This window comes from Planococcus salinarum (assembly GCF_007004625.1).
Classification (GTDB): Bacteria; Bacillota; Bacilli; order Bacillales_A; family Planococcaceae; genus Planococcus; species Planococcus salinarum.
Window position 1 is genome coordinate 1 of sequence record NZ_VIFV01000056.1, and the last position, 2,998, is coordinate 2,998.

Here is a 2,998-nt window from a genome sequence, read left to right on the forward strand (position 1 = left end):
TTGGTTAAGTTAGGAAGGGCGCACGGTGGATGCCTTGGCACTAGGAGCCGAAGAAGGACGGCACTAACACCGATATGCTCCGGGGAGCTGTAAGTGAGCATTGATCCGGAGATTTCCGAATGGGGAAACCCGCTGCCTGTAATGGGGCAGTATCCATGTGTGAATTCATAGCACATGAGAAGGCACACCCAGGGAACTGAAACATCTAAGTACCTGGAGGAAGAGAAAGCAAATGCGATTCCCTGAGTAGCGGCGAGCGAAACGGGAACAGCCCAAACCAGAAGGCTTGCCTTCTGGGGTTGTAGGACACTCTATACGGAGTTACAAAGGAACAGATTAGGCGAAGCGACCTGGAACGGTCCGCGATACCGGGTAACAGCCCCGTAGCTGAAAGTTTGTTCCCTCCAGAGTGGATCCTGAGTACGGCGGAACACGTGAAATTCCGTCGGAATCCGGGAGGACCATCTCCCAAGGCTAAATACTCCCTAGTGACCGATAGTGAACCAGTACCGTGAGGGAAAGGTGAAAAGCACCCCGGAAGGGGAGTGAAATAGATCCTGAAACCGTGTGCCTACAAGTAGTCAAAGCCCGTTAATGGGTGATGGCGTGCCTTTTGTAGAATGAACCGGCGAGTTACGATTGCATGCAAGGTTAAGGTGAGAAGCCGGAGCCGCAGCGAAAGCGAGTCTGAACAGGGCGAATGAGTATGCAGTTGTAGACCCGAAACCAGGTGATCTACCCATGTCCAGGGTGAAGGTAAGGTAACACTTACTGGAGGCCCGAACCCACGCACGTTGAAAAGTGCGGGGATGAGGTGTGGGTAGCGGAGAAATTCCAATCGAACCTGGAGATAGCTGGTTCTCTCCGAAATAGCTTTAGGGCTAGCCTCAATCTTGAGAATCCTGGAGGTAGAGCACTGTTTGGACTAGGGGCCCATCCCGGGTTACCGAATTCAGACAAACTCCGAATGCCAGTGATTTATGATTGGGAGTCAGACTGCGAGTGATAAGATCCGTAGTCAAGAGGGAAACAGCCCAGACCACCAGCTAAGGTCCCCAAATATCCGTTAAGTGGAAAAGGATGTGGCGTTGCTTAGACAACCAGGATGTTGGCTTAGAAGCAGCCATCATTTAAAGAGTGCGTAATAGCTCACTGGTCGAGTGACACTGCGCCGAAAATGTACCGGGGCTAAACGGATTACCGAAGCTGTGGATGGAGCTCTTAGGAGCTCCGTGGTAGGAGAGCGTTCTAAGGGCGTTGAAGCTGGACCGGAAGGACCGGTGGAGCGCTTAGAAGTGAGAATGCCGGTATGAGTAACGAAAGACGGGTGAGAATCCCGTCCACCGAATGCCTAAGGTTTCCTGAGGAAGGCTCGTCCGCTCAGGGTCAGTCGGGACCTAAGTCGAGGCCGATAGGCGTAGACGATGGACAACAGGTTGATATTCCTGTACCACCTCCCCGCCGTTTGAGCAATGGGGGGACGCAGAAGGATAAGGTGAGCGCGCCGTTGGTTGTGCGCGTCCAAGCAGTGAGGCGTGGAATGAGGCAAATCCCATTCCTGATACGTTGAGCTGTGATGGCAAGGGGCATTGCGCCCCGGAGTCCCTGATTTCACACTGCCAAGAAAAGCCTCTAGCGAGGCGGGAGGTGCCCGTACCGCAAACCGACACAGGTAGGCGAGAAGAGAATTCTAAGGTGAGCGAGTGAACTCTCGTTAAGGAACTCGGCAAAATGACCCCGTAACTTCGGGAGAAGGGGTGCTCTGGTAGGGTGTTACAGCCCGAGAGAGCCGCAGTGAATAGGCCCAGGCGACTGTTTAGCAAAAACACAGGTCTCTGCAAAACCGTAAGGTGACGTATAGGGGCTGACGCCTGCCCGGTGCTGGAAGGTTAAGGGGAGTGCTTAGCGCAAGCGAAGGTGCGAACCGAAGCCCCAGTAAACGGCGGCCGTAACTATAACGGTCCTAAGGTAGCGAAATTCCTTGTCGGGTAAGTTCCGACCCGCACGAAAGGCGTAACGATCTGGGCACTGTCTCAACGAGAGACTCGGTGAAATTATAGTACCTGTGAAGATGCAGGTTACCCGCGACAGGACGGAAAGACCCCGTGGAGCTTTACTGTAGCCTGATATTGAATTTTGGTGCAACTTGTACAGGATAGGTAGGAGCCAATGAACCCGGAGCGCCAGCTTCGGAGGAGGCGTCGGTGGGATACTACCCTGGTTGTATTGAAATTCTAACCCACACCCCTGATCGGGGTGGGAGACAGTGTCAGGCGGGCAGTTTGACTGGGGCGGTCGCCTCCTAAAGAGTAACGGAGGCGCCCAAAGGTTCCCTCAGAATGGTTGGAAATCATTCGCAGAGTGTAAAGGCAGAAGGGAGCTTGACTGCGAGACGTACAGGTCGAGCAGGGTCGAAAGACGGGCTTAGTGATCCGGTGGTTCCGCATGGAAGGGCCATCGCTCAACGGATAAAAGCTACCCCGGGGATAACAGGCTTATCTCCCCCAAGAGTCCACATCGACGGGGAGGTTTGGCACCTCGATGTCGGCTCATCGCATCCTGGGGCTGTAGTCGGTCCCAAGGGTTGGGCTGTTCGCCCATTAAAGCGGTACGCGAGCTGGGTTCAGAACGTCGTGAGACAGTTCGGTCCCTATCCGTCGCGGGCGCAGGAAATTTGAGAGGAGCTGTCCTTAGTACGAGAGGACCGGGATGGACACACCGCTGGTGTACCAGTTGTTCCGCCAGGGGCATCGCTGGGTAGCTATGTGTGGCCGGGATAAGTGCTGAAAGCATCTAAGCACGAAGCCCCCCTCAAGATGAGATTTCCCATTGCGCAAGCAAGTAAGATCCCTCAAAGACGATGAGGTAGATAGGTTCGAGGTGGAAGCGTGGCGACACGTGCAGCTGACGAATACTAATCGATCGAGGACTTAACCAAAACCAATTTCGTGAACCGCTTTGTGCGCGAATTGTTTCGATGTCGTTTATCCAGTTTTGA

At 54.0% G+C, this 2,998-nt stretch carries 1 rRNA gene; it reads left to right on the forward strand.

Features of this window, described 5'->3' with window-relative positions:
- Positions 1–2 precede the first annotated feature (2 nt).
- Positions 3–2,938 (forward strand): 23S ribosomal RNA (locus DIJ65_RS16015).
- Positions 2,939–2,998: the final 60 nt, after the last annotated feature.